We start from the raw sequence: 5,361 nt of genomic DNA, 5'->3' as shown, positions 1-5,361 counted from the left end.
TTGCCGGAGGAGACGGTGGAGGACTTCTTCGCACTGCGGTAGGAGTCTTCGAAGCTACCGCCCTTGGAGGACACGCCGCTGTAGACGGTGCCGTTGCTGGGGCGGGTGGTGCTGCCTCCGGAGAGCTTGGCGCCCACACCGGGAACCGTGGGGGTGCCGGTGGAGTTCGCGGCACTCTGACGACCCAGGTAGTACCAGAGGAACGCATTCGAATTATTGTGGGTGGTGGTCGAACCGGAAGTGCCCGACGACCCAGAAGAGCCCGAGGAGCTGGAGGAACCGGAAGACCCAGAAGAGCTCGACGAGCCCGAGGAATCGCTACTGGACGAGTCGGTCGGCTCCTGAACGCCTGCCTTCTCACATTCGCTATCTTCCACGCGCAGGCCGGTCTTCGCGTCCTGGCAGACGCGGGCGTACTCTTCACCCTGCGCCAGGAACGCGTTCTCTTCCTGGTGCATGGAGTTGTAGGCGAAGATGCCACCGCCAACCAGCAACACGCCGGCACCCGCTACGGCAATCATCTTGGCGATGCCGGGGCGGGTCGCACCCAGGTTCAGGGTCTGCTGGGCTGAGGTCTGTGCGGCGCGGGTAGCGAAATCTGCAACCGCTTCCATGCGCTTGCGGGGCTTCTTCGGGCCGTTAGGGGTGGTGGTTCCGCCGGGGTATTGGGGAGCAGAACTCATGCATCTCTCCTTGAAAGGTGGTGCGTGGCGTAACGCTCAACGCGTACATGAAGCTGAGTGGGTACAGCATCATCCGGCGGCTTTCGCCGGACTATCGGTGTGATTCCAGCATATCAAGCCCCAGCTTTCGGATTATTAGCTGACGGCAAAATCTCAGCAAGCTTAGCCGCATGTTGCGCAGTTGTTTCCTTTCTGTTTGCTTTTGCGGTGGCTCCCGAATAACTATCAGCCGTTTTAACCGCCTACGTGTGTGGGGCAGCTGGCGGCGTTGCTGGTTGGGCTGCGCTGCTGGCGGCATTGCTGGTTGGGCAGTCGGGTTGGGCTGCGTTGCTGGTTAGACTGCGGGATGTACAGCCGAAAGGTCCCTTCGGAAAGTCACAGTTCGTCACGCATCCCCTACACTGCAGCGGATTGCAATACTTCTTCACACAAACTCGCGCCGGAGCGCGCAAAAGTTTTAGAGTATGCCACATGTCTACACCGCATGCATCATCTCGTTCACGTCTGCCCAAGTGGGCTACTTCTTTCGGCAACCAAATCATTGCCTCCCTCATTCTGGGTATTGTTCTCGGCGCGCTCGCCCTCGCACTGGGCGGGGACGCGAAGAGCAACCCCAACTGGCTCATGGTGACCTTAGATACCATCGGCTCCTCCTATGTCACCCTGCTGAAGGCAGCTGTTGTTCCGCTGATTTTCACCGCCGTGGTCGCCTCCATCTCTAACCTGTCGCAGGTGACTAACGCGGCGCGTCTGGCGGTTAACACGCTCATCTGGTTTGCGATTACCGCGTTCTTCGCGGTGCTCATTGGTATTGCGATGGGCCTCATTGTTCAGCCGGGCGTGGGCGCGCAGGTGCAGGGCAAGGCGTACACCGGCTCGACCGGTTCGTGGACCGCGTTTTTGACCGGTCTGATTCCGGTGAACTTCTTGGGTCTGGGTGTCAGCGCTAAGTCCGGTGATTCCGGCATCACCGCCTCGGCATCCTTTAACGTACTGCAGATTCTGGTCATTTCCGGTGCGGTCGGCATTGCCGCGCTGAAGGTTGGCGAAGCTGCCAAGCCGTTCATTGACGTGGTCAAGAGCGCCCTGGCAATTATTCAGAAGATTCTGTGGTGGATTATTCGCCTGGCGCCGCTGGGTACCGTGGGTCTGATCGCTAAGGCAGTTTTCGCGTACGGTTGGGCGTCGATGGGTTCGCTGGTCGCGTTCGTTATCGCCCTCTACATTGGCCTGCTGCTGGTCTTCCTCGTGGTCTACCCGATTATTGTTCGCGCGAACGGCCTGTCGGTCCGACAGTACTTCTCGGGTGTGTGGCCGGCGCTTCAGCTGGGCTTCGTTTCCCGCTCCTCGATGGGTTCGATGCCGATGACCCAGACCGTTGCCGAACGCAACCTGGGCGTTCCCCGCGCCTACGCATCCTTCGCGGTTCCGCTGGGTGCGACCACCAAGATGGATGGTTGCGCTTCGGTTTACCCGGCACTGGCGGCGATTTTCGTGGCTCAGTTCTACGGTATTCAGCTGGACTTCACCCAGTACCTGCTGATTGTGATGGTGTCCGTGCTCGGTTCGGCTGCGACCGCCGGTACGACCGGCGCTATCGTGATGCTGACCCTGACCCTGTCCACTCTGGGTCTACCCCTGGACGGCGTGGGTCTGCTCCTGGCGATCGACCCGATCGTGGACATGGGTCGTACCGCCCTGAACGTTGCCGGTCAGGCTCTGGTTCCCGCGATTGTGGCTCGCCGCGAGGGCATCTTGGATGAGGAGCTCTACAACGCTCCCCGTTCGGAGGGCGGCTTCGTGGCTCAGGAATTCTACGATGAGCGCATCGCCGGCGAGGCGCAGCGACTTCACGAGGTGGAAGACAACACCGCCGTGGCACACCGCTAATCTGACGAAGGCTCACGCACACGGCGCTAGGCGGTACCGCTTAGCGCCGTGTAGCTTCTCCGCCACCTACGCCCCAAACATGGGCGAAATACATTTGCCAAACGTCATAAAAACGTCACGATTGATTCTTCTTTTCTTTAACGATTGAGAAGAGTTATGATTTTGAACAGCGTGTTCCATCTCCTACGTGGTTGAGGGGGATGGGACACGCTCTTTTCGTCCCCCCTTACTTTTCCGCCCATCCCCCCAGCTTCTTGACACCCTTCAATCTGCACTCGAGGGTAAGGCTCACCCGCAAGGCTCTAAAATAGAACCTATGAGTACCACACCGATCCGTTTGATTCTTGCCTCCGCATCCCCGGCACGCCGCAAGCTCCTGGAAGACTCCCGCATCGCGTTCACGGTGCGCGTCTCCTCCGTAGATGAGGACGCCGCACTCGCTACCGCCAACGAACAGACGCGAGCGCAGGGACGTGCGGGACTCACCCCGGCTGAAACCGCCTCCCTGCTGGCGCAGTTGAAAGCGCAGGCAGTTGCCGCTGAACTTGCTGCTGAAGGTGTGCGCGATGCGCTGGTTCTGGGTTGCGATTCAGTCTTCGAGTTTGAGGGTGTTGCCTACGGTAAGCCGCACACTGCCGAGGCGGCACGCGAGCGCATTAGTGCCATGAGCGGCAACTACGGTGTGCTGCACACCGGTCACGCGCTCGTGGATTTGCGCGGTCTTGAGCCAGGTGCCGAACTGCCCGCTGCTTCTGAGTTGCCCACCGTTTCTGAACTACGTAGCGCCACCGTCCACTTTGATGAGCTCAGCCCCGAAGAAATTGAGGCGTACATTGCTACCGGCGAGCCGCTCTGGGTAGCCGGTTCCTTCACCCTCGACGGTTACGGTTCCGCGTTCATTCGCGGTATTGAGGGTGAGTTCCACACGGTGGTGGGCCTGTCCATTCACGCGCTACGCGATATGCTGCGCCGCCGTGAGGTTGCGGTGACCGAGTTGTGGTTAGCGCCCCAGGATGAGGATTAGATCCAGCGCAATCGTATAAATCTGTCTCAAAGCGCGCCCTGAAATACACATTATTGAACACCAATCGATAAGATAGAACAGTATGATGCGCGTTATATTCGCCAATCCTGCCGATGTATCCTTGGAGCAGGAGATTAAAGGAGAGCTTTAAGTGACTCAGCACCAGGCAGAAGCCGCCAAGAAATTTACTGCAGTTCCCGGCCGCCACACCGGCCCGGTCAGCAAGATTCTGATCGCTAACCGCGGTGAAATTGCTGTCCGCGTGATTCGCGCAGCCCGCGATGAGGGTCTGCAGACCGTCGCCGTCTATGCTGACCCCGACCGCGACGCCCAGCACGTAAAGCTTGCCGATGAAGCCTACGCTCTCGGCGGTGCCACCGCGGCACAGTCCTACCTGGTGATGGACAAGCTCATTGAGATTGCTATTCGTTCCGGCGCTGACGCTGTGCACCCCGGCTACGGTTTCCTTTCTGAGAACGCGCAGTTCGCTCAGAAGTGCATCGACGCGGGTCTGACCTGGATTGGCCCCTCCCCCGAGTCCATTACCCAGCTGGGCGATAAGGTGGCGGCACGCCACATCGCGCAGAAGGTGGGCGCTCCCCTGGTGCCCGGCACCAAGGACCCGGTCAAGTCTGCCGATGAGGTTGTTGCTTTCGCTGATGAGCACGGCCTGCCGATTGCTGTGAAGGCTGCTTTCGGTGGCGGTGGCCGCGGCATTAAGGTGGCGCGCGACCGCGAGAGCATTGTTGAGATGTACGAGTCCGCTGTTCGTGAGGCTACCGCGGCGTTCGGTCGCGGTGAGTGCTTCATCGAGCGCTTCCTGGATTCGCCCCGCCACGTTGAGACCCAGTGCCTGGCGGATGCGCACGGCAACGTTGTGGTGGTTTCCACCCGTGACTGCTCCCTGCAGCGTCGCAACCAGAAGCTCATTGAGGAGGCACCCGCCCCCTACCTGAGCGATGAGCAGAACGAGCGCCTGTACGAGGCGTCCCGCGCGATTCTGCGCGAGGCTGGTTACCAGGGCGCAGGCACCTGTGAGTTCCTGGTCGGTACCGACGGCACTATCTCCTTCCTCGAGGTCAACACTCGACTGCAGGTGGAGCACCCCGTCTCCGAGGAGATTTCCGGTCTGGACCTGGTTCGTGAGCAGTTCCGTATTGCCCGCGGCGAGAAGATTGAGGAGAAGGACCCGGTTCTGCGCGGTCACTCCTTCGAGTTCCGTATTAACGGTGAGGATGCGGGCCGTTCCTTCATGCCCGCCCCCGGCACGATCGAGAAGATGACCGTGCCCACCGGCCCCGGCGTGCGCTGGGATTCCGGCTTCGTGGCTGGCGACGTTATCGGCGGTAACTTCGACTCCATGCTGGCTAAGCTCATTGTTACCGGCGCGGATCGTGAACAGGCTCTGCAGCGTGCCCGCCGTGCCCTGGCTGAGCTGACCATTGAGGGTATGCCCACCGTCATCCCGTTCCACCGCGTCGTGCTGGATGATCCCGCCTTCGCGCCGGCTGAGGGCGGCGAGTTCAAGGTGCACACCCGCTGGATTGAGACTGAGTTCAACAACACCATCCCCATGCACTCCGGTGCACCCGGCAGCGTGGATTCCGATGAGGACGAGCGCACCACCGTGGTCGTTGAGGTTAACGGCAAGCGCATGGAGGTGTCCCTGCCCGATCTGGGCGGTGGCGCTAAGCCTGCCGCTAAGCCCGCCGCCAAGACTCGCAAGTCCCGTTCGGCACGCGGCGCGGCGAAGGGTGGCGGCGA

At 60.7% G+C, this 5,361-nt stretch carries 4 protein-coding genes; 3 read left to right on the top strand and 1 reads right to left on the bottom strand.

The window, feature by feature from the left end:
- Positions 1–683 (bottom strand): hypothetical protein (locus tag O3649_RS08880; protein ID WP_371573863.1); only part of this gene is annotated, 683 nt, incomplete at its 3' end.
- A gap of 471 nt (positions 684–1,154) precedes the next feature.
- On the opposite strand from O3649_RS08880, the gene O3649_RS08875 reads away from it, so the two are divergent.
- From O3649_RS08875 to O3649_RS08865, 3 genes are all read left to right on the top strand, one after another.
- A complete protein-coding gene (locus tag O3649_RS08875; RefSeq protein WP_294639901.1) occupies positions 1,155–2,573 on the top strand; it encodes a dicarboxylate/amino acid:cation symporter in 1,419 nt (472 codons plus the stop codon).
- A gap of 316 nt (positions 2,574–2,889) precedes the next feature.
- Positions 2,890–3,597 (top strand): nucleoside triphosphate pyrophosphatase, encoded by a 708-nt coding sequence (locus tag O3649_RS08870; RefSeq protein WP_371573860.1) that lies wholly within the window; start codon positions 2,890–2,892, stop codon positions 3,595–3,597.
- A gap of 151 nt (positions 3,598–3,748) precedes the next feature.
- A partial coding sequence (locus tag O3649_RS08865) for an acetyl/propionyl/methylcrotonyl-CoA carboxylase subunit alpha (protein WP_371573858.1) occupies positions 3,749–5,361 on the top strand: 1,613 nt, incomplete at its 3' end.

It is taken from the genome of Rothia sp. 27098_8_29 (genome assembly GCF_041432785.1).
Classification (GTDB): domain Bacteria; phylum Actinomycetota; class Actinomycetes; order Actinomycetales; family Micrococcaceae; genus Rothia; species Rothia mucilaginosa.
The sequence above is the reverse complement of the archived record's forward strand: the minus strand, read 5'-3'. Positions and strand labels throughout refer to the sequence as shown.